Below are 20,851 nucleotides of genomic sequence, written 5' to 3'. Positions count from 1 at the left end.
TGCTGCCGCAGATCTGGGTTTCCTGTTCTTGCTGGACGTTTGCTACTCATGATGTATCACTAAGAACATCGGAATTGATGTTCTTAGATTACATCTTATGCTCTCTTTTTGCTTAAGTTGACACCAATGAGCATTGCTGTGCCCCTACGACAGATGTGGTTCAAATACTTGAATTCTGCTGTAAGTTGAGACCAACGAGCATTGCGCTTTACCCCTACAACAGATCCGGTTTTTCCCATCACGCATATTTAGTATTCTCTGTCAATGTTTAAGTCCTATTTAAGAAAAAAATCATGATTTTAAGAAAAAACTCGTGACTTTAAGGAAAAAATCATGACTTTAAGAAAAAAATCGTGACTTTAAGGAAAAAATCGTGATTTTAAGAAAAAACTCGTGATTTTAAGGAAAAAATCGTGAACTTAAGGCAGAAATTGTGATTTTAAGGGAAAAATTCTGAGCTTAAGCACAAAATCGCTACTTTAGTAACGATAGCTTCTAAATCTGGGGTGATGGTTGCTGAAATTGTGACAACTTTCCTAACAGCCAAGCAGGCGCTTGTCTTAGATTGTTTCGGGAAGAATTTAGACAATTTACAACTTATCGAATAGCCGAAAGAAACCTCACCCTGGTTCTGCTACGCAAAACCTGTCCCTCTCCTTATTAAGGAGAGGGATTAAAGTTAGGACAGGGTGAGGTTTTTATTTAGTACAAATATACTATTTACTGCTAAAATGCCTTACAAGTTAGCTAGCCTTGCTTGAGGTAGTATGAAAAAAATCCTAGACACTGACAAAAAGCCTATTTTGCTGAGAGTTTCGCTATTGGATCTTGCATCTGTAACTACTGCGATAGTGCCACTGCAACCCCAAGAGGAAAAAATTATTAGTGAACCAGAGCGTTTGATCGCGCAAGTCGAACGCGTCAATCAGATGGCAGGAGAGTTAGAAGCAGCGATATTAGAGCTGAAAGCGATCGCTAACACACTGAATACTCAAAGACGTTACCCACTTTTAAAGAAGGAACTAGGCAATATTTGTCAGTATTTCGCAGTTAGCGTCCCTTGGGTAAAACGAAAGCCTGACGGATCATTTATTCTGACGACGCGAAAAGTTGATTTATTCCGAGCCGAAAGGGAAGCCGCACTGTTAGCACAGCAACTTCGTCAGCAAACCAAAAAAAAATTAGCATCGCAGCGACACAGAAAAAACAAGAGTGGGGCTGACACAAAATGCTTGTTCAAAAAGGTATTAGTCAACAAATCTTAAAATTATCAACATTCAACGACAGATCACCCTTGAGGTTGTAACAGTTATGCTGATTGAAGTGGCAGAAGGAACTTCTTTCTCAAAATTGCTAGATACCACACTGCCATTCCTAATTGCAGCCATAGTTGGTGGCAATTAGGCAAAGCTGCCCTAAGATTTGCACTTCCGTAAAACGAGAGTGCAACATCAGGGACAATCAATCAGCGCATAGAAGGGGTAAAAAGAAGGTGTTAAAGACACTTTTAGTGATTGCCGTTGGTTTTTTACCGTCCCTGATTTCCCTGTGGGTAATCCGTAAAACCCATTTGCGATCGCGCTTACGACTCAGACAAGCAGCTATGAATTTTCCATCGGTGCAGGGACGACAAAACCTCACACTGGTTGAAGGCGATCGCTATTATTTAGAAGGGGTGGGTTATCTGATTGGTGACATCAGCTGTAAATTTAATGCCCGATCTGGTTACATCCGTTGTGCTGTCAATCCCGATGGCCCATGTAACGGTTGCCGTCACTACGAAGCAAAGGAATTAGCTGGTAGTAAAAAAAGTTCCTAGATCGGTACAGATAACCTGATTTATACCTAAGGAAGCACAACTAGGATCTGAGGTGTATATACCTTCCAGACTCTCATACCCATAAATCAATACCTTCGCCAAAAAAACAGGTAGTCTAGCTTTTGCCTAAATAGCCCAACACAATAGGGTGTAATACTCGTAAGCCAAAACGCAAAACCCCAGTGCAGACGGACAGGACACTATAAATTCCTCATACTCGTAAATTGGCGAAAGTATTGAACTATGGACCGGTATTAACAAAAAGTGCTTTATCGGTTCCTAGACCGGCACAGATAACCCGACTTGTACCTAAGCGAGTACAACTAGGATCTGAGGTGTATATACCTCCCAGACTCTGATACCCACTCCAGAAACTGCCATTAAACCGATTCACATAAAGTGCTTTATCGGTTCCTAGACCGGCACAGATAGCCTGACTTGTGCCTAAGCGAGTACAACTAGGATTTGAGGTGACTATACCTCCCAGACTCTGATACCCACTCCAGATGCCATTAAACCGATTCACATAAAGTGCATTATCGGTTCCTCGGACGGCACAGATAGCTTGACTTGTGCCTAAGCGAGTACAACTAGGATTTGAGGTGACTATACCTCCCAGACTCTGATACCCACTCCAGATGCCATTAAACCGATTCACATAAAGTGCATTATCGGTTCCTCGAACGGCACAGATAGCCTGACTTGTACCTAAGGAAGTACAACTAGGATCTGAGGTGACTATACCTCCCAGACTCTGATACCCACTCCAGATGCCATTAAACCGATTCACATAAAGTGCATTATCGGTTCCTCGGACGGCACAGATAGCCTGACTTGTACCTAAGGAAGTACAACTAGGATTTGAGGTGACTGTACCTCCCAGACTCTGATACCCACTCCAGAAACTGCCATTAAACCGATTCACATAAAGTGCATTATCGGTTCCTCGGACGGCACAGATAGCCTGACTTGTACCTAAGGAAGTACAACTAGGATTTGAGGTGACTGTACCTCCCAGACTCTGATACCCACTCCAGAAACTGCCATTAAACCGATTCACATAAAGTGCATTATCGGTTCCTCGGACGGCACAGATAGCCTGACTTGTACCTAAGGAAGTACAACTAGGATTCGAGGTAGCTATACCTCCCAGACTCTGAGGTCCACTCCAAACGGCAAGAACTGGTTGGCTTACCAGAGATAAAATTACCGATGTTGTCCCTGCTAAAATTCCAAATTTCCTTTTCATACAATCTAATGTCTTTCTCCTTAATACTGCTGTGTGTTTTGTTGCAAAGATTTAGACAATTGTAAAGTTGTAATTACTGAACTTTGTTTTCAGCTTGACTGGTATTGTACGATGAAATCACGTACCTATTTTGGATTCAGTTTCAGTTCTATAATCTACGGAAATCAGTTACAAACCTTTACATTATCTAGTTAAAACTCACAACCTTCGTGTGATAGAACTGCTATTATCAGCTGTTGGATCAACACTGATCGAATTAAACTCTATCAAAGTAAATTTTAGGTAAAGATTTATTTATATTCAAAGTTTAAGTCTGAACAAATCATGCATTAACTTAGTCTGCTAATTGGCTGCATGAGTTGAGACACTTAACTAAGTTGGACTCGAACATCTGATACTTGAGGGCGCTCACGCTTAACGATTTCCAAGTTTTACCTGAAAATGATAAAATCATTCCTAATTATAATAATTTGTATTTATAAAGACTTTTAATATTTGTCTTTGCATGGTGAAATAAGAATGGTTTAATAGAATTCGTGCAAAAGTGTAAATCTGCGTCATTTTGTTTGCAGATTATGAGCTTTTGCCGAATATCTCATAACTAGATGATTATTCAACGATGAACAACGCGATCGCTCGGACAACAGCATTATTCTCAACTTGCGCTTTGCTCCTAACAGCCTGTGGTGGCGGCACTAACACTGTTACCAATTCTGCAAATAATAGTCCAAATAGTACCAGAAATAACACTGCAACCGATACCACAGCCACAACGGGTACATCGTCGGGTGCTATTCCCATCGGTATTGCCGTTGCTCAAACTAGCAATGTAGCATTACTAGGTCAAGAGCAAGTCGCTGGAGTCAAACTTGCCGAGAAGTATTTCAATAGTAAAGGTGGTGTCAACGGGACACCAATTAAATTGGTGTTTCAAGATACTAGCGGTGATGAAGCCGGGGCAATTAACGCTTTTCAAACTTTAATTAACAAAGATAAAGTTATTGGAATTGTCGGGCCAACTTTATCACAGCAAGCCTTTAGTGCTGATCCCATTGGCGATCGTGCAAAAGTACCAATTATTGGCCCATCGAATACTGCTAAAAACATTCCCGAAATAGGTGATTACGTTGCTCGTGTTTCTGCACCAGTTTCCATCGTTGCGCCTAATTCGGTGAAAGCTGCACTTAAGCTGAACCCCCAACTTAAAAAAGTCGCAGTTTTCTATGCTCAAAATGATTCATATAGCAAATCAGAAACGGAAATTTTTCAGCAAACAGTTAAGGATCAAGGACTGGAATTGGTAACATTACAAAAGTTCCAAACCAGTGATACAGATTTTCAAAGCCAAGCTACGAATGCGATTAATCTCAAACCAGATTTGGTGATTATTTCTGGTTTGGCTGCTGATGGTGGTAATTTAATCCGACAATTGCGAGAACTAGGTTATAAAGGCTTAATTGTCGGTGGAAATGGTCTAAATACATCGAATCTATTGCCAGTTTGTAAAGCGCTTTGTGATGGCGTGTTGATTGCTCAAGCCTATAGTCCAGAACATCCAGGTGAAATTAACGCCGCATTTCGCAAAGCCTATACTGACGAATACAAAAAAGAACCACCCCAATTTAGCGCCCAAGCTTTTGCAGCAGTCCAAGTTTATGTCGATGCACTCCAAGCTTTAGATAAAAAGAGCAAAGTTAACAAATTCCAGTTACCAGAATTGCGGACAGAATTAAACAAACAGATACTTGTCGGTACATACAATACACCACTGGGTGAAATTGGTTTTACTCCGATAGGTGAAGTTATTCAAAAAGATTTTTACGTAGCTCAAATCAAGATGCCAAAAGACGGTAGCCAAGGTAAATTCACATTTCTAAAATAGTTGCAACATGAATATAAATCTATTTTTGCAGCAATTATTAAATGGGTTATCCATCGGTAGCGTCTATGCAATTTTTGCTTTAGGATATACCTTGGTTTATTCCATTTTGGGCATCATTAATTTAGCTCATGGCGCGATTTTTACCTTGGGTGCATATTTCACTTATGCACTCATGGGTGGTAACTTTGGATTTAATGGCTTATTGGCTAATGCAGCCTTGCCGATAAAATTACCTTTTACTATATCCTTGATTTTAGCAAGTACCTTGGCGGGATTGGTAGGGGTAGTAATGGAACGGGTTGCTTTTCAACCTTTGCGGCGTCAAGGATCTGACTCCTTACTAACTGTTGTTTCCAGCTTGGGAGTAGGAGTGGTAATTGTGAATTTAATCCAGTATTTAGTCGGCGCAGAAAGTTATACATACCCCGCAAATACTTATGGTAATTTGCCACCTGCGATTAACTTTGGTAGTCCAGAAAACCCAATTCCGATTCGAAGTGTTCAGGTAGTAATTTTTACTGTATCTGTTGTGATTGTGGGAATTCTTACCTATTTTATCAATCACACTAAATATGGTAAGGCAATGCAGGCGATCGCAGAAGATCCAACGACAGCTAGTTTGTTAGGAATTAATAGCGATCGCTTTATCATTTTAACATTCTTCATCAGCAGTTTTTTAGCAGGATTAGCAGGAACTTTAGTTGCTTCTAGTGTTAGTATTGCCGGGCCCTATTTCGGCATTGCTTTTGGATTGCGAGGTTTAGCGGTAATTGTCTTAGGTGGTTTAGGTAGTATTCCCGGTGCAGTGTTGGGAGGTTTGTTAATTGGATTAGTCGAGGCATTTGTACCCGCCGAATACTCTGGATATAAAGACGCAGTAGCCTTTGGAATTTTGTTTATCATGTTATTAGTTAGACCCCAAGGTTTGCTAGGACGACGATTTATTCAGAAAGTTTAAGGATAACGAGATGTAGTAGGGCTATTTCATTCTCATCTAGCCCGCATCAGAATGAATTCTGAGTCTAATAGCACTCATTCGTCTAAAGACGACTAAGAAAAGGTTATAGTCCGTTTTAACGGACTTTAGCTATTAGCCCGGAACTTTAGTTCTGGGCGGTTTATGTCAAAAACGAAATAGCCCTGGAAGACGCAACCCTATGAAAACATACACCAAACAAAAGTTAACTTTTGAGGAATTTTTGGAAGAGTCTCCAGAGGAAGGTTTATATGAACTTATAGATGGAGAAATTGTAGAAGTGCGTGCAACCAGAAATCATGATGATGTCGCTGACTTTACGGCTGACTCTTTCAATCATGAAATTAGGCGAATTAACCTAAATTACATAGTAACAAACACAGCATTACTGAGAACTATAACTGGTAATGGAGTAGAACAAGGGCGCAAGCCTGATGTTATTGTCATAGATAAAGATACATGGCGCTCAAATCGTTCTGCTTACTCTGCGCTTGAAGAACCCATCCAGTTAGCTATAGAGGTAACATCAACTAATTGGGAAGATGACTACATTGATAAATTGGATGAATATCAACGCTTAGGTATTACAGAATATTGGATTGTAGATTATTTAGCAATTGGTCTAAGAGAGTATTTAGGAAATCCAAAAATTCCGGCTGTATTTGTTTTTCTATTAGATGCTGAGGGAAAATACCAACGCACACAGTTTAGAGGTTCAGAACGGATTGTGTCACCAACTTTTCCTGAACTGGCGCTGACAGCAGAGCAAATATTAACAGCTTAATAGTTAATAAAAGCGATAGTTTGATTAAGCTTAATCCAAATCTTTTAAAATGGCTGATTTTTTTGCTACTTACGGTTCTCTAATTGTCTCTATGGTATTGGGGGCGTTACTAGGGTTATCGCTTTACTTACCGCTAATGACAGGACAATTGTCTTTAGCTAGTCCCGGATTTTATGCTTTAGGCGGGTATATTGCAGCAATTCTATCCACAAAAGTTTTTACATCTAGCAGTAGTTTATTTCCGATTCCCTTGTTGTTATTGGAGATGTTAATTGCTGGTGTAATTTGTGGTTTATTGGGTGTAATAGTGGGAATTCCAGCGTTGAGATTGCGAGGAATTTATTTAGCGATCGCTACTATCGCTTTTGTGGAAGTTCTGCGCGTCATCTCCCTGAATCTAGATATTACAGGCGGCGCTGTCGGAATTTTTGGCATTCCTCAACCTTTCCAAACACAAATTGAATATTTATGGATTGCTTTACCCTTACTATTAATTAGTATGGTGCTGCTTTATCGTTTAGAACGCATCCGTGTTGGAAGGGCTTTTATAGCTATCCGTGAAGATGAATTAGCTGCGGGTGCAATGGGAATTAACCCCACTTATTACAAAGTTTTGGCGTTTACACTAGGGGCTATGCTTGCAGGAGTTGTAGGTGCAATTAGCGCTCACTTCCTTAATACCTGGAATGCGCGTCAAGGTACTTTTGATGCCAGTATTATATATTTAACTTTTGTTTTAATTGGTGGTTCGAGAACTTTTTTAGGGCCAGTAGTCGGAGGTATGGTATTTACAGCTTTACCAGAGATTCTGCGAAGTCTAGCTGATACTGGTGGTTTACCTAATTGGTTAGCACAATTTTTGCGCGATGGCCGATTAATTATTTTTGGTTTACTAATAGTAATAGGTACAATATTTTTTCCGCAAGGACTAATTACTCCAGATATTTTTCCAAGACGCAAAATCATAAAGAAACGAACTGCAAAGGACGCATTCGCGCAGCGTCTCGTTGGCGAAGCCTCTCGTAGAGAAGAGAAGGAATAAGAGTTTCAGAGAGTTATTGCGTAAGTCTTATATTCATAATAATATGCAAAAATGTCACATAGTATTTCAACAGCTAACAGCAATATTGTCTTAGAAGCAAAAGCATTAACTCGCCGCTTTGGTGGTTTAGTGGCGGTAAATAATGTATCTTTTAATGTAAATAAATATGAGATTTTTGGACTGATTGGCCCGAATGGTGCTGGCAAAACAACACTGTTTAATTTGATTACTGGCTTCATTCCACCTTCTAGCGGTAAATTAATTTATCAAGGTGCAGAAATTTCCCAACGGCGTCCTGATCAAATTGCGGCTTTAGGTATCGCCCGTACCTTCCAAAATATCCGCTTGTTTGGGGAATTATCGGCGTTAGAAAATGTGATAATTGCCCGACATTTACACACTAAAAGTAATATGATTACAGGAGTTTTGGGATTACCACCAGCGCCTAGTGAAGAATTGAAAACTAAGCAAAAAGCTTTAGATTTATTGGATTTGGTGGGATTGAGCGATCGCGCTGACGAAAAAGCCAAAAACTTTGCTTATGGTGATCAGCGTCGGCTAGAAATTGCCCGCGCTTTAGGATTAAAACCGCAAATCTTACTTCTCGATGAACCGGCCGCGGGGATGAACCCCAACGAAAAGCAGCAATTGAGTGCATTTATTCGCAGCCTTCGCGATCGCTTCAATTTGACGATCATCCTTATAGAACACCATGTACCATTAGTTATGGGTTTGTGCGATCGCATCGCTGTGTTAGATTTTGGTCAATTAATTGCTTTGGGTGAACCAGCAGTTGTCAGAAATAATCCGGCTGTAATTGAAGCTTATTTAGGAAATGAATAATATCTGATTATCTATTTTACAATTACAAAACTAGCTTGTGGCTATCTGTGAAAAAGGGAAGTAAAGTAGTTTTTAAAATACATTTATATAAAATTATTGACAAACAATTTTTATTCGGAGAAAGTATACCTAAGGGTAATATCTAAAAAAACTATCCTAAGAGGATGTTTGAAAAGTCATGATTGATGTATCAAATATTTTTTACCCCACCCTAACCCTCCCCTTATAAAGGGGAGGGAACCGAATTTTTCTTGTTACCCCCCTTGTAAAGGGGGGTAAGAATTCGATTAAAATCACAACATATCACTTTTCAAACAACCTCTAAATAAACCAGTTTCCCTAAAAATTTCTTTTTAATTACGAATTACGTTAGCGAGTCATCGTACTCTGTAAGAGTTGCAAGCTACGCTTTTAGCGTCTGTCTTTGCTACGCAACGCTACCGCGAACGACACGCTGCCCGTAGCTTGTCCTCCGCCAGGAGTACGTAGAGAGCGTCATTACGAATTACGAATTACGAATTACGAATTATTTAACCTGTACCTTGCATCTATATGACTTCACAATCTTTTCGCGGTGACAAAATTCTGGTTGTCGATGACTCTCGTGATAACGTGTTTTTGATAAAAACTATTTTGCAGGAACAAGGTTACACAATTAGCACCGCAGCAAATGGTATTTCGGCCTTGGCAGAATTGAAAGCTTCTCCTTGTGATTTGGTTCTGCTGGATCTGGTGATGCCAGGTATGGATGGGTACGAAGTCACTAAGTACATTCGCAAAGAGATGAAATTGCCGCAATACATCCCCATATTGCTGATAACTGCCCACGATGCGCCCAATGTCGCCCACGGTTTAGACTTGGGTGCTGATGATTTTATCCGCAAACCTGTAACAGTAGAGGAATTGCTGGCACGAGTGCGATCGCTCCTCCGCTTGAAGCATAGTATGGATGAACGTGATGAAATTGCCCGCCAGCGAGAAGATTTTGTCTCCCGCCTCACCCACGACTTACGCACTCCCTTAGTAGCGGCCGATCGGATGTTGGTGCTATTTCAGCAAGGTGCGTTGGGAATATTATCACCACAAATGCAAGAAGTAATCGCCATCATGGGCCGTAGCAATATCAACCTACTTTCTATGGTCAATACTTTATTGGAAGTTTATCGCTTTGAAGCAGGGCGCAAAACTTTGGCATTGCAACCGATTAATCTAGTCCGGTTGCTAGAGGAGGTAACTGGAGAATTGGCGCCTCTAGCTGAAGATAAAACACTGTCCATTAATCTAGACAAAACTTCGGAGTCAAGCATAAATACAGTGATGGGCGATCGCTTAGAATTGCATCGTCTATTCACTAATCTGATCGGGAATGCGATCAAATTTACCGATTCTGGATCTGTGACTATTGGTTTTACTTCTCAACGCCAGTTCGACAAAAGTAGTCAATCTCAGTTTTCTGGAAAATCCAATTCTGTTGACTACATTAGAATTGAAATAGCGGATACTGGCCCAGGTATTCCTCCTGAAGAACAAGCCACTATCTTTGAACGATTTCGCCAAGGCAGCCACAAAAGTTCTGGTAGTGGCTTAGGACTGTACCTTGCTCGGCGAATTGTCGAAGCACATCAAGGTATTATTCTGCTTAATTCGGAGTTGGGCAAAGGTAGTGTATTTAGTGTGCTACTACCCACCAAAAGATGAGATAATTAGCAATTATAAATTATGAATTATCGAATTTCTTACCCTGATAATTCATAATTTATAACTTTACTAGTGTCTACCAATAATTTAAAGTAATTATTCCAATTAGAAAATCAAACACTAAAATCTGACAAATAAAATATGCTGATATAGCAGCGCTAACATTAAATAAATAGTTTTTTCTGGGACAAAAAAATGATTACCACGGAATTATCTAACCTTGGCGAGATTATCCAGAATCAGCGTGAGTTTTTTAAAACTGGTAAAACTAAAGATGTCACTTTTCGCATTGAACAACTCAAAACTCTCAAGCAAGCAATCATTGAGTATGAACAGTCAATAGTCGAGGCATTACAAGCTGATTTACATAAACCAGAATTGGAGACTTACATTACAGAAATCGCTGTAATTAAGGAAATTGATTACGCCAGAAAACATCTTAAAAACTGGAGTAAGCCCAAAAAAGCAGCCGTTTCCTTTGATTTCTTTTCCTACTCAGCGAGAATTTATCCAGAACCGTTAGGAGTTGTCTTAATTATCGGCCCTTGGAACTATCCATTTAACTTAATTATCTCACCGTTAATAGGTGCGATCGCAGCCGGTAATTGTGCAATTATCAAACCTTCAGAAATAGCTTCTCATACTTCCCATATCATCGCTGAAATTATTGCCAAAAATTTTGACCCCGCTTATATTGCAGTGATTGAAGGAGACATGGAAGCAAGTCAAAAACTACTTGCAGAAAAGTTTGACCATATCTTTTTTACTGGTGGTACAGCCGTCGGCAAAATCATCATGGCAGCAGCAGCAAAATATCTCACACCAGTTACTTTAGAATTGGGTGGTAAAAGTCCTTGTATTGTAGATAGTGATATTAATCTGGAACACACTATCAGACGAATTACTTGGGGCAAATTTATTAATGCTGGACAAACTTGTATTGCCCCTGACTATCTTTTAGTTAATAAAAAAATCAAAAAAGATTTAATAGATGGGCTGGGAAAATGCTTAAAACAATTTTATGGTGATCATCCTGTAAACAGTCCTGATTATGCCAGGATTATCAGTCAAAAACACTTTGATCAGTTGGTTAACTTTCTCAAAGATGGTGAAGTTATCATTGGTGGAAAAACTCAACCTTCAGAGCGTTATATTGCCCCGACAGTGATTGATAATGTCTCCTTAGAAGATTCTGTAATGCAGGAAGAAATTTTTGGCCCCATTCTACCCATAATTGAATATAGTGACATTGCAGAAGCGATCGCCTTGATTAACTCTAGACCTAAACCTTTGGCGTTATACTTATTTTCTCAAAACAAAAACCTACAAAAGCGAGTTTTGCAGGAAACTTCATCTGGTGGAGTCTGTATCAACGATACAATGATGCAGTTTGGTCTCTCGTCTTTACCATTTGGTGGGGTAGGAGATAGCGGTATTGGCAACTATCATGGCAAAGCTAGTTTTGACACTTTCTCCCATGATAAAAGTGTATTGCAAAACTCATTCTGGCTAGATTTAAAATGGCGATACGCTCCTTATAAGGGCAAATTACCCTTCATAAAAAAACTTCTGGGTTAGGGATTTCCAAGAAATAAATTATCCAATGTTGTGGGGTGGGCAGCGTTCGACTGACTTGTACTGACTTGTACTGAGCGTTGTCGTTGGCGCAGCCTAAGAAGAGAAGTAGCGCTCACGCCGTACCCCTCCGGGGAAGCAAGCTACGCGTAGCGTTCCGCAGGAAAGTCTTGCCCGCCTTTGGTTGCTGGGCGCGCGAGACGCGCACCCCACAATAAATAATGGGATATTTTTTTATTTGGAAGTCCCTTAAAAGTTATGAATTATGAATTTTTAACTTCAAACTCCTAACTCTACCCCTGTCAAAGTAGGTAAAAATTCTCGAAAATCAATTCCTCTCTAATCTCTTCTCTCTGTGTTCTCTGTGCCTCTGCGGTTCAATAAATCACTTATAAACCACTTCAGACGCAGAGGAACCAGAGAGAGAAAGATTTTACAACTCACCTTGACAGGGCTACTCTTAATTCCTGTACAGACGCGATTAATCGCGTCTCTCCTAACTCCTAACTTTTAAAATCCATAAGCGTTGCTGTAACGCTCCTCAGCCCAAGGTTCCCCACGGCGATGATAGCCATTGCGTTCCCAAAAACCAAGTTCTTCACCAGCTAAAAATTCCAACCCATTGATCCACTTAGCACTTTTCCAAGCATAGAGGTGGGGTACAACTAGCCGCATCGGGCCACCGTGTTCAGCTGGAAGCGCTTCACCAAAGACTTTAAAAGCAAAGAAGTTTTCTTCCCGCATAAAATCTTCTAGAGAAATATTGGTAGTGTAGCCGCCGTAGCAGTGTTCCATAATGTGGGCTACTTTCGGGTCTAGCTCAATCAGACCGATGAAATCTGTCACTTTAATGCCAGTCCATTTGACATCCAGTTTAGACCAGCGCGTTACACAGTGGAAGTCTGCTGTGAATTCGTGTTGAGGCAACGCCATAAAGTCTGACCAACTAAAGGTAGCAGGTTTTGCCAAACCCCAAACTCGAAACTCCCATTCCTCAGTGCTAACTTCGGGAGTTGCACCGTAAGTTAATACGGGGAAACCTTTAGCTAAATGTTGCCCAGGAGGCACGCGTTCGCCCTCTTCTTTCCCTGGTTTATGAAAAAATTTTCCTAGCATAGTTGCAGAAAAATAAGTTTTCTCATGATATTTACAAGCTTTTATGCAAATACTCTTTATCTGGCTACTTGCTCATTACTCATGAATTATAGGTAATGAGTAATGGATATTCCCAATTACTCACTACCAATTTTTCTCGATCTAATCAGCTTGTGTAGAGTATCTATGATTCTTGACATCCTCACCGGACTAAAGCCACGGTGATTCCCAAACATTACTATTTGGGTTCCTGCTTCATAGCAACTGCCTCCACCTCCCGAAGGGTAATAGGTCTTACGTTCGCTCCACAGGCTTTGGTTTTGAGCCTCCCGCAAGAGAAAGCGCTACTGTAGTATTATACCAAAAGCCGTCCTATAAGGACGGGGTTTTAGACCTAATTTTTCGATAATGCAATCAGGAAAGCTCAGAAAAAGCGTTTATCCAGTGGTTAGAAGTTTGATCGGTATTTTTGCCAATCAAATCTATCGGTGCTGTTCATACTTTTCCTGACTGGGAAATTATGATTCTTCTTCCTCTTCTTCAGCAGTTGGATAGACAAATGTAGAACGTCCAGTCAAAATCGACTTGCCCAAAGAGAGAGCTTTCTGAGCTTCGACGACGGCTTTATGCCTCCAGGTAGCTCGACGTTTATCTCGTTTTGATTTTGAAGTTTTCTTCTTAGGAACAGCCATGTCAGCAGATCGCGATTCTTCACAACCTTCTTATTCTAGGCCATCCACTGACGCTAAGGACAACAGGTAAATTGAATTGAGCGGTTGAGACTGAAGTGGGAACATCGGCACTTGCACTTCTCTCTGTGTCGCTCAATCTTAAACCCGCTATTTTGGGGTTGACAGACTGCTAGCTGCTGGAACTGGATTAGATGTCGGCTCTTTTTCAAAGAAAAGTAGCGATCGCGCGGTTTTGAAGTAAGTCGCCCAATTTTGAGCATCAGGGCGCGATCGCCATTCGGGACGACTGACTTGTAATGTCAGAACTGGTGCGATCGATCCATAATTTTGTACGGACACAATAATTGAAACATCTGTCACCAAGATATCTTGGTCGAAGCTGCGTTGAGCAGCAGATCTTGCGGCTGCTTCCGCTCTGGTGAGAACGGTTTCATAGTTTTCATCTGGCAGGCGGTCAATAGCTAGATCAACTCTAGCGGTGTAAGCTCGCACAAGCTGAGGTGCGAGCGCTTCTGTCAAAAACCACGCCGGAACAGTAGCTATGAGCAAAACTACTAAAGGAACTATCCGGATTCTTCTGGCAATTTGGCTAATAACTGAAAAGGGAGTGATCGATGATGGTAGGTGAGCAGAAATCTTGCTCATGACCTTCTATCTCCTTAGTGATGATCTGTTATTGAAATTAGGTGAAAGTATTTTCCGAAAATATAACGTAATAAAAACTACATTCTAACTGAAGATTCGATCAGAATCACCTAGATAACAAGACATAGGTTAGCTTTGTTTTTTTAGCAAAGCCAACCGCAATTTTAAGACCAGCAAACAATAACTGACAAAGAGCGGGATGGCAAATTACTGGGCGATCGCGATTGGCATCAATCAATATCAGTTATTTCAACCTTTAAGTTGTGCCCAAGCAGATGCTGAGGCACTAGAGGAATTTTTGGCGACAGATGCAGGTTTTCACCCCAAGCACTGTCTGTTAATGACAGATACTTCGCCGCCGATTGGGGATCGATCCACCTATCCGACTAAAGAGAATATTTTGCTGCTGCTTGAGGATTTGGCAGCGACAAGTTGGCAACCGGACGACTATCTGTGGTTATTCTTTAGCGGTTATGGAGTCAACTACAAGGGCAAAGATTACTTAATGCCAGCAGAGGGCAACCCCGAACTCGTGCAAGAGACTGGCATAGAATTGCGATCGCTAATGCAAAGTTTGCAACTTGCTGATCTAAATGTATTGCTACTACTCGATATCAACCGCGCTTTTGGCACCCAAGCGGATGCTCCCGTTGGCGAAGAAACAATAGAACTAGCCCAAGAACTACAACTGGCGACAATTCTTTCTTGCCAACCAGAGCAATTTTCCCACGAAAGTAGCGAATTAGGTCACGGATTCTTTACAGCAGCTTTGTTAGAAGCTTTGCATTCTTGCAATGGCAGCAACTTGGCAGATTTAGAAAGCTACCTAAGCTTGCTCATGCCAAAATTATGTCAACATCACTGGAATCCTGTCCAAAACCCTGCCACTATCATCCCATCAAGGCAGCAAGTAATCTTGCCAAAATTGGCAATGGAAAGCGACTTTGAAGCTGAATCGGTGATTTATCCCGAAGAATCCTTTGCTGTTGCCCTTGCAGCTCCCCCCCTCGACGATTACCCTCGAACTTCAGCAGATCGGGGCAGATGGAGAGAAGCTACTGGGAACTCCTCCCAACAGATGAAGGCTCACAAGGTTGAGAAGTCTAAGGGTGAAAAAGTCCAGGAGTCGGCTAACGGTTTAGTTTCCCAGCCAATGCCGGAAACTTCTTTAGGAGTGAATCCGAGGGGAAGATTTATCCCCAATCCCTCCCAAGGGTACGTCTCTCGATTGCCATCAAATCAGCCAAGCATCCCTTTTTGGAAACAGTTTATCTTATGGGGCGGAGGCAGCTTGCTGATAACAGGTTTAATGGCCGTAGTTTTTCTGCGTAATCAAGAAACTTTTAGAATTAAGCAAATATCAAACACATCACCCAAAGCTACTGCTAGCGATCGCCAAGTGATCCAGAATTTAGCAAGCGATGTCAACGACGGGCTACGCCTACGCACTCCACCAGTTAAACTCAACAACCAATCTAGCGCCCAAATAGTCTCTAGTTCCGAGTCAAAAAACCGGAATCAAGCAGTATTAGATTTGGCGAAAATGTCGCTCAGACAAACTCAGGCTAACGATTTGAGCTTGGCGATCACTACAGCCCGGAAAATTAAACCCGGTGAACCACTGTACGAACAAGCTCAGGAGAATATTAAGATTTGGAGCCGGATGATTTTAGATTTAGCAGAAGGTCGTGCGAAACAAAGACAGTATGCTAGCGCTATTGCTGCCGCACGGTTAATTACCAAAGATGAAGACTCCTATGCCAAAGCACAAGCAGCAATTAACCTGTGGCGGTTAGAGGGCAAGCAGTATGTGAGTAACAAAACTCTTTTAGATGCAGCTAATGCCTTGATTAAGTCAGGACAGGCATCTACCTACAATCGGGCGATCGAAGTTGCCAAGAAAGTACCAGCAGGTCAACCAGGATTCGATATTGCCCAAAAATCGATCAATAACTGGAGTGAGAAAATTTTAGATTTGGCCAAGCGTCGCGCCGCCGAAGGAGAACGTAATACTGCAATTGCGACCGCTACTTTAGTGCCAGAGGAGACAGGCGCTTACGAAGATGCTCAGGATGCCATCCAAAAATGGCAAAAAAAATAGTTTGAAGTTATGAATTATGAATTATGAATTATGAGTTTTATTTTTAATTCCTCATTAATCACTTCTCATTCCTAACTTTTCCCTCAGCAGTCTGTATTAGCAGTAGTGCGACACATCTTCGCCACAATCGTCGGCTAGATAGCACATGGCTCGGAAACGTAAACCAACCACTTCTTCATATAAGGGGTTGAGCTTGCACATGGGCGGAATGTGAAACAGGGTTTTCCCGAATAATTTGACATCTCGTTCAAAGGGACACTGAGATGGAATCAGTTTGCACAAGCGGTGAGCTAATTGGCGATCGCGGACTTGAATGTTATCTACCCGGTGCCGTAGCGGTTGGAGAATATCCCAGTAAGACTTGGAAACAGAAGGGTGTAGCTGGCTTGCTTTATGGCCACTAGTCTGTGCTTGATTGATTGAGACCCAGCTGGTCAGAAAAATCTTTTTTGTGGTGCTGTTGAATACTTTCATGGTTAATCCTCTGTGTAATTGAGGTTATTCAGCTTTTTGATGAATATATACAACGTGGCGACGACCTTTACCGGAAGAATCGCGTCCTGACTGCGATATAATATATACCTGAATAGCCACTTAAGTCAGAACTTAATTTATTACTACGTCAAGTTAATCGCAATTTTCCGGGGATCGGTAGCGTAATATTACGATCTTGTTCATAACTTGACATATTTAAAATTTTAGTAAAGACATCTGTCATTGGGTAGGTTTTAGTGTAGCATTTACAAACCTTAATACAAGGTCTTCCTGGAAGTATTTTTGCTAAGTATAAATATCAGTTTTATCCTAGTAGGCGTCTTTCCTCTGCGTATTCCCGCTTCCCCACGTCGCTGCGTCCTGTTCATTGCTGGTTGAATGCCGTTGAAGCAGAGAGATTTTTGATCGAGTAGAATCGATTGCATTTCACAAAACTTAGGTTTGCAGTGGCAATTTTAGTTAGAATGATCTAGTCTGAAGCGTTAAAATGAGACGTAGCTCGCTTATGAGTGTTTCAGAGCGATGGAGAAATTTGTATTTTTCAGCCGCCGATAAAAATGAGGAGATATTGGTTGGAGTTGCTTGAGGCGATCGCAACCTAACAACTTAGATCGCTCTGCTGAGTTTAACATTGCAAGATTTAGGCGATTGCAATCAGTATTTTTTTTGAATTTCTAAAAAGAAGCGAACTAATAATAAAGTGATAATCGCCTCATGTTTACCAGTACCAGGAGGCATTTCTACCAGCACCTCATCCTCAAGTTCATAACGCTTGTCTGTGCCATCATCAAAATTTATATACTCTTCAAGAGTGTTGATTTTTATTGGTGTTTTAGTCATAGCGATCGCCTCCAAGAACTATAGACAAGTTCTATACCCATGATAAAAGACCCTATCTCACGCCAAAGCGCAAAGACGTGAGAAAAACTCTGCGTCTTTGCGCTTTGGCGTTAAATTGTGATCTTACTCTATGATGCTACCTGAGCAGCAGTGCGAGTCCGGCGTCTTCTCCCATCAGCAACTTTTACAGGCGGCTGATCAGGAATTTGCATCAACAAAGTCACAGATGGCTGACATTGCAATTCCCGACGGATGGAACGTTGCAATTCTCGTTCTAAAGTACCTTGCAATCCACCCCAGTCTATATCTGCGGCTTCACCTTCCCCAGCCGCAAATTCTGACCAGCGCACAGTGAGGATTTCTTCAATCCGTTGTTTTACCCAGGTTTGCAACAGCGATCGCTCTACACTTGTAACTACACCCCGGAGGTGAGTTTCTGGTTTTGCCAACAGTTTACCATTCCAATCAATGGCAGCTGCGATCGTGATAATCCCTTCTGAAGCCATGCGTTGGCGTTCTTGCAATACTTTGGAACTTACCATACCCGAACTAGTAGTATCCACCAGTTCGATACCACATGGGACTTTACCAGCGATGCGAATGGCATCTTCCGTCAGTTCGACAATATCACCATTCTGGATGATGATCATGTTTTCGGCGGGAATGCCCATACTCTGAGCCGTTTCTGCGTGCTTCACTAGCATCCGATGTTCGCCGTGAAATGGCACAAAGAACTTGGGTCGAGTTAAGGCAATCATCAGCTTTTGTTCTTCCTGACAGCCGTGGCCGGAGACGTGAATCCCTTTATCTCGACCATAGACCACTTTCGCCCCCTGAATCATCAATTTATCGATGGTGTTGACTACAGCGATCGTATTTCCGGGAATTGGGTTAGCAGAGAATACTACCGTATCTCCTTGGCGGATTTTAATGTGAGGATGTTCTTTGTTCGCAATCCGGGTCATTGCTGCCATCAATTCACCCTGAGAACCTGTAGTTAAAATTAAAACTTTCTCATCAGGGAGATTACGAACTGCGTGCAATGGTTGCAGCAGATTATCTTCACACTTGATGTAACCTAAATTGCGGGCATGAGCAATCAAGTTGAGCATGGAACGCCCCACAATCGTCACTACACGGTTTTGCTTCTTGGCGATATCCAAAATCATGTTGATGCGATGCACACTGGAAGAAAAGGTAGTGACAAATAATCGCCCAGTAGCTTGACTAAATACTCTCTCCAGATTGGGATAAACGGAACGTTCTGAAGGTGTAAATCCTGGGATTTCGGCGTTAGTGGAATCACTTAGGAGGCAAAGAACGCCTTTTTCACCATGTTCTGCTAGACGTTGCAAGTCAAACTTTTCCCCATCAACTGGGGTGTGGTCAATTTTAAAATCCCCTGTGTGAATAACCACACCAAGGGGAGTTTGAATGGCAACAGTGAAACTATCAGCGATGGAGTGGGTGTTACGGATATATTCCACTAAAAAGTTTTTGCCAATCCGCACGACATCACGAGGGAGAACAGTTCTGATTTGCGTGCGATCGCGCACTCCCGCTTCTTCCAGTTTACCCTCTAGCATGGCCATTGCTAGTCTTGGCCCATAAATCACCGGGATATCAAATTGCTTGAGATGAAAAGCAATCCCGCCAATATGGTCTTCATGACCATGAGTTACGATCATCCCTTTAATTTTGTGGCGATTTTCCCGCAGATAGGTGGTATCTGGCAGAACAATATTTACTCCATGCATCGCCTCTGTGGGAAAAGCTAATCCTGCATCTAACAGGATAATTTCATCGTCATACTCAAAAAGACAGGTATTTTTCCCAATTTCATGCAAACCGCCCAAAGGAATAATTTTCAAGGCGGAATTATTAGCTTCGTTTTTAGCCATTTTATCCTTAGATCGTTACTTGTGGTTAATTGAATTGATAGTTAATGAACTTGTATTTAAGACAACATTATCTGTCTCTTAAGTCAGTCCCAAAGCAATCAAGTTTTAATTGAAATCTTCAATTTTTTATTCAATAAAATCGATACTACACTTAAGGATTCATAGTATATCTATCAGTCCTAGTACAGGTTTTTAAATTGCAACTTATGAACAATTATGATCATTGTTTATATGTATCTTTAGCAAGGAGGAGATTACCAGCGCTTAACCAACTGGTGCTAGATTAAACTAAGTTCTTTCAGCACCGCTTCTAACTTTTGACTTACTTCTAAGTCAGCTTCACATAGCGGCGGACGAGTTGAACCAACCTCCCAACCTTGAAGTTTCAGTGCTTTTTTCACTGGAATCGGATTTGAAGTGAGAAATAGAGCTTTAAACAACGGGAACAGTTGGAGATGAATGTCGCTTGCTACCTCGATTTTCCCCGCACGAAAAGCTTGGATCATCTGCTGTAGTTGGTTTCCTACCAGATGAGAAGCCACACTTACCACACCCTTTGCCCCGATCGCTAACAAGGGCAAAGTCATGTAATCATCACCAGAATAGATGTGGAATTCTTTTGGTGTCAAGCGACGAATTTCGCTTGCCTGATCTATACTACCAGTAGATTCTTTAATCCCGACAATATTGCTCACCTCAGCTAATCGGGCAACTGTTTCTGGCTGAAGGTTTTGTCCGGTACGACTGGGGACATTGTATAACAACAATGGTAGGTCGGGACAGGCTTGTGCTATCGCCTGAAAGTGCGCTTCCAATCCCGCTTGTGGCGGTTTGTTGTAATAAGGAACAACTTGTAAGGAACCATGTACTCCTATCTTAGACGCTTTTTGGGTGGCTGCGATCGCTTCTTTGGTGGAATTTGAACCACAACCTGCGATTACCTTGGCTTTTCCTGCCACGGATTGTAATACTTCGACAAACAACTGGTATTCCTCATCCCAACTTAGGGTCGGGGATTCTCCTGTTGTGCCGCACATCACTAATGTATCTGTACCGTTGTTAGCTAGATGCGCCGCCAGTTCTGCCGCTACATCATAGTTGACACTACCATCTGCTTTAAACGGCGTAATCATTGCGGTTAAAACATTGCCAAAATCTCCCACCCTTTTTTCACTCCTGATTACCCATGTTTTTCTATCTTGGTGGTTTTCTAT

At 41.5% G+C, this 20,851-nt stretch carries 19 protein-coding genes; 10 read left to right on the top strand and 9 right to left on the bottom strand.

Annotation, left to right across the window (positions count from 1 at the left end):
• Nucleotides 1-767: 767 nt before the first annotated feature.
• Together V7K15_RS07450 and V7K15_RS07445 are read left to right on the top strand one after the other, a co-directional pair.
• Complete coding sequence (locus V7K15_RS07450; RefSeq protein WP_334904421.1) at nucleotides 768-1,265, top strand: hypothetical protein; 498 nt, start codon at nucleotides 768-770, stop codon at nucleotides 1,263-1,265.
• A gap of 227 nt (nucleotides 1,266-1,492) precedes the next feature.
• Entirely contained in the window at nucleotides 1,493-1,819 is a 327-nt protein-coding gene (locus V7K15_RS07445) for a DUF6464 family protein (protein WP_334904419.1), read from the top strand.
• A 241-nt stretch (nucleotides 1,820-2,060) separates the two neighbouring features.
• Here V7K15_RS07445 and V7K15_RS07440 read toward each other — a convergent pair whose 3' ends face one another.
• A complete protein-coding gene (locus V7K15_RS07440) occupies nucleotides 2,061-3,068 on the bottom strand; it encodes a hypothetical protein (protein WP_334904417.1) in 1,008 nt (335 codons plus the stop codon).
• Between the two features lie 619 nt (nucleotides 3,069-3,687).
• Here V7K15_RS07440 and V7K15_RS07435 point away from each other — a divergent pair.
• From V7K15_RS07435 to V7K15_RS07405, 7 genes are all read left to right on the top strand, one after another.
• Entirely contained in the window at nucleotides 3,688-4,950 is a 1,263-nt protein-coding gene (locus V7K15_RS07435; RefSeq protein WP_334904415.1) for an ABC transporter substrate-binding protein, read from the top strand.
• A 7-nt stretch (nucleotides 4,951-4,957) separates the two neighbouring features.
• Nucleotides 4,958-5,908 carry a branched-chain amino acid ABC transporter permease gene (locus V7K15_RS07430; RefSeq protein WP_334904413.1) on the top strand — a complete coding sequence of 317 codons (951 nt, stop codon included), beginning with the start codon at nucleotides 4,958-4,960 and terminating at the stop codon, nucleotides 5,906-5,908.
• Nucleotides 5,909-6,107: 199 nt separating this feature from the next.
• Entirely contained in the window at nucleotides 6,108-6,710 is a 603-nt protein-coding gene (locus V7K15_RS07425; protein ID WP_334904411.1) for a Uma2 family endonuclease, read from the top strand.
• Nucleotides 6,711-6,759: 49 nt separating this feature from the next.
• On the top strand, nucleotides 6,760-7,752 hold the full coding sequence (locus V7K15_RS07420) for a branched-chain amino acid ABC transporter permease (RefSeq protein ID WP_334904409.1): 993 nt from the start codon (nucleotides 6,760-6,762) through the stop codon (nucleotides 7,750-7,752).
• Nucleotides 7,753-7,803: 51 nt separating this feature from the next.
• Nucleotides 7,804-8,595 (top strand): ABC transporter ATP-binding protein, encoded by a 792-nt coding sequence (locus V7K15_RS07415; protein WP_334904407.1) that lies wholly within the window; start codon nucleotides 7,804-7,806, stop codon nucleotides 8,593-8,595.
• A gap of 552 nt (nucleotides 8,596-9,147) precedes the next feature.
• Nucleotides 9,148-10,293, top strand: a complete 1,146-nt coding sequence (locus tag V7K15_RS07410; RefSeq protein ID WP_334904405.1) for a hybrid sensor histidine kinase/response regulator — start codon at nucleotides 9,148-9,150, stop codon at nucleotides 10,291-10,293.
• 195 nt (nucleotides 10,294-10,488) lie between these two features.
• The gene (locus tag V7K15_RS07405; protein WP_334904403.1) at nucleotides 10,489-11,871 is read left to right on the top strand and encodes an aldehyde dehydrogenase; all 1,383 of its coding nucleotides are present in this window, start codon (nucleotides 10,489-10,491) and stop codon (nucleotides 11,869-11,871) included.
• 507 nt (nucleotides 11,872-12,378) lie between these two features.
• Here V7K15_RS07405 and V7K15_RS07400 read toward each other — a convergent pair.
• The 3 genes from V7K15_RS07400 to V7K15_RS07390 form a co-directional block, all read right to left on the bottom strand.
• Nucleotides 12,379-12,984, bottom strand: a complete 606-nt coding sequence (locus V7K15_RS07400; RefSeq protein ID WP_334904401.1) for a sulfite oxidase-like oxidoreductase — start codon at nucleotides 12,982-12,984, stop codon at nucleotides 12,379-12,381.
• 497 nt (nucleotides 12,985-13,481) lie between these two features.
• A complete protein-coding gene (rpmF, locus tag V7K15_RS07395; protein WP_012407602.1) occupies nucleotides 13,482-13,655 on the bottom strand; it encodes a 50S ribosomal protein L32 in 174 nt (57 codons plus the stop codon).
• A gap of 147 nt (nucleotides 13,656-13,802) precedes the next feature.
• Complete coding sequence (locus V7K15_RS07390; protein ID WP_334904399.1) at nucleotides 13,803-14,300, bottom strand: hypothetical protein; 498 nt, start codon at nucleotides 14,298-14,300, stop codon at nucleotides 13,803-13,805.
• Between the two features lie 199 nt (nucleotides 14,301-14,499).
• Here V7K15_RS07390 and V7K15_RS07385 point away from each other — a divergent pair, with 199 nt between their 5' ends.
• Nucleotides 14,500-16,401, top strand: coding sequence for a caspase family protein (locus V7K15_RS07385; protein WP_334904397.1), 1,902 nt, complete (start codon nucleotides 14,500-14,502; stop codon nucleotides 16,399-16,401).
• A gap of 96 nt (nucleotides 16,402-16,497) precedes the next feature.
• Here V7K15_RS07385 and V7K15_RS07380 read toward each other — a convergent pair whose 3' ends face one another.
• The 5 genes from V7K15_RS07380 to dapA all read right to left on the bottom strand — a co-directional run bounded on the left by V7K15_RS07380 (nucleotide 16,498) and on the right by dapA (nucleotide 20,800).
• The gene (locus V7K15_RS07380; RefSeq protein ID WP_334904395.1) at nucleotides 16,498-16,875 is read right to left on the bottom strand and encodes a Mo-dependent nitrogenase C-terminal domain-containing protein; all 378 of its coding nucleotides are present in this window, start codon (nucleotides 16,873-16,875) and stop codon (nucleotides 16,498-16,500) included.
• A 524-nt stretch (nucleotides 16,876-17,399) separates the two neighbouring features.
• Nucleotides 17,400-17,528, bottom strand: coding sequence for a hypothetical protein (locus V7K15_RS07375; RefSeq protein ID WP_334904393.1), 129 nt, complete (start codon nucleotides 17,526-17,528; stop codon nucleotides 17,400-17,402).
• Between the two features lie 22 nt (nucleotides 17,529-17,550).
• The gene (locus tag V7K15_RS07370) at nucleotides 17,551-17,736 is read right to left on the bottom strand and encodes a Uma2 family endonuclease (protein WP_334904392.1); all 186 of its coding nucleotides are present in this window, start codon (nucleotides 17,734-17,736) and stop codon (nucleotides 17,551-17,553) included.
• A gap of 128 nt (nucleotides 17,737-17,864) precedes the next feature.
• Complete coding sequence (locus tag V7K15_RS07365) at nucleotides 17,865-19,637, bottom strand: ribonuclease J (protein ID WP_334904391.1); 1,773 nt, start codon at nucleotides 19,635-19,637, stop codon at nucleotides 17,865-17,867.
• A gap of 278 nt (nucleotides 19,638-19,915) precedes the next feature.
• Nucleotides 19,916-20,800: a 4-hydroxy-tetrahydrodipicolinate synthase gene (gene dapA / locus V7K15_RS07360; RefSeq protein WP_334904389.1), complete on the bottom strand. Its 885-nt coding sequence runs from the start codon at nucleotides 20,798-20,800 to the stop codon at nucleotides 19,916-19,918.
• Nucleotides 20,801-20,851: the final 51 nt, after the last annotated feature.

This window comes from Nostoc sp. (assembly GCF_036919815.1).
Lineage (GTDB): Bacteria > Cyanobacteriota > Cyanobacteriia > Cyanobacteriales > Nostocaceae > Nostoc.
This window is presented reverse-complemented; position numbering and strand designations above follow the sequence as displayed.

Bases quoted from the DNA above. Each gene is read 5' to 3' on its own strand.
- V7K15_RS07450 (WP_334904421.1), top strand. From the start codon at position 768: ATGAAAAAAATCCTAGACACTGACAAAAAGCCTATTTTGCTGAGAGTT.
- V7K15_RS07440 (WP_334904417.1), bottom strand. From the start codon at position 3,068: ATGAAAAGGAAATTTGGAATTTTAGCAGGGACAACATCGGTAATTTTA.
- V7K15_RS07435 (WP_334904415.1), top strand. From the start codon at position 3,688: ATGAACAACGCGATCGCTCGGACAACAGCATTATTCTCAACTTGCGCT.
- V7K15_RS07430 (WP_334904413.1), top strand. From the start codon at position 4,958: ATGAATATAAATCTATTTTTGCAGCAATTATTAAATGGGTTATCCATC.
- V7K15_RS07425 (WP_334904411.1), top strand. From the start codon at position 6,108: ATGAAAACATACACCAAACAAAAGTTAACTTTTGAGGAATTTTTGGAA.
- V7K15_RS07420 (WP_334904409.1), top strand. From the start codon at position 6,760: ATGGCTGATTTTTTTGCTACTTACGGTTCTCTAATTGTCTCTATGGTA.
- V7K15_RS07415 (WP_334904407.1), top strand. From the start codon at position 7,804: ATGTCACATAGTATTTCAACAGCTAACAGCAATATTGTCTTAGAAGCA.
- V7K15_RS07410 (WP_334904405.1), top strand. From the start codon at position 9,148: ATGACTTCACAATCTTTTCGCGGTGACAAAATTCTGGTTGTCGATGAC.
- V7K15_RS07405 (WP_334904403.1), top strand. From the start codon at position 10,489: ATGATTACCACGGAATTATCTAACCTTGGCGAGATTATCCAGAATCAG.
- V7K15_RS07400 (WP_334904401.1), bottom strand. From the start codon at position 12,984: ATGCTAGGAAAATTTTTTCATAAACCAGGGAAAGAAGAGGGCGAACGC.
- rpmF (WP_012407602.1), bottom strand. From the start codon at position 13,655: ATGGCTGTTCCTAAGAAGAAAACTTCAAAATCAAAACGAGATAAACGT.
- V7K15_RS07390 (WP_334904399.1), bottom strand. From the start codon at position 14,300: ATGAGCAAGATTTCTGCTCACCTACCATCATCGATCACTCCCTTTTCA.
- V7K15_RS07385 (WP_334904397.1), top strand. From the start codon at position 14,500: ATGGCAAATTACTGGGCGATCGCGATTGGCATCAATCAATATCAGTTA.
- V7K15_RS07380 (WP_334904395.1), bottom strand. From the start codon at position 16,875: ATGAAAGTATTCAACAGCACCACAAAAAAGATTTTTCTGACCAGCTGG.
- V7K15_RS07375 (WP_334904393.1), bottom strand. From the start codon at position 17,528: ATGTTAAACTCAGCAGAGCGATCTAAGTTGTTAGGTTGCGATCGCCTC.
- V7K15_RS07370 (WP_334904392.1), bottom strand. From the start codon at position 17,736: ATGACTAAAACACCAATAAAAATCAACACTCTTGAAGAGTATATAAAT.
- V7K15_RS07365 (WP_334904391.1), bottom strand. From the start codon at position 19,637: ATGGCTAAAAACGAAGCTAATAATTCCGCCTTGAAAATTATTCCTTTG.